The following is a 417-nucleotide window of genomic DNA, read 5'->3' on the forward strand; positions in this document are numbered from 1 at the left end:
CTTCCCGACGACGTCGACGCGCTCAAGGCGATGATCGCGGCCATGGCACAAGAGCGGCTGCAGCTGGAAGCGCGCAATGGTGAGCTGGAAGCGCGCAACAGCGATCTGGAAGCGAGCAACACGCATCTCGAGGCGGTCAACAAGACGGCCGCGCAGCGCATTGCACGGCTGACGGAGATCCTGAAAGAGCTGAGGCGGGCGCACTATGGAAGGCGCTCTGAACGGCTGAGCGAGGATCAATTTGCCTTTGTGTTCGAAGAGATCCAGATCGGGATCGCGGCGGCCGAGGCGGAACTGGCCAAGGCGGGTGGCGAGGACAAGGCGATACGCGCGCCGCGGCCTCGCAAGGGCTTTGCAGAGCATCTCGAGCGGATCGACGTCGTCATCGAGCCGGAAACGCCGCAAGGCTGCGAGGGC

The 417-nt window shown here is 64.5% G+C and carries 1 protein-coding gene; it reads left to right on the plus strand.

Annotation, left to right across the window (positions count from 1 at the left end):
- A partial coding sequence (locus tag ACWGS9_RS35430; protein ID WP_454509507.1) for a transposase domain-containing protein occupies nucleotides 1-417 on the plus strand: 417 nt, incomplete at both ends.

It is taken from the genome of Mesorhizobium sp. Arg314 (genome assembly GCF_053714275.1).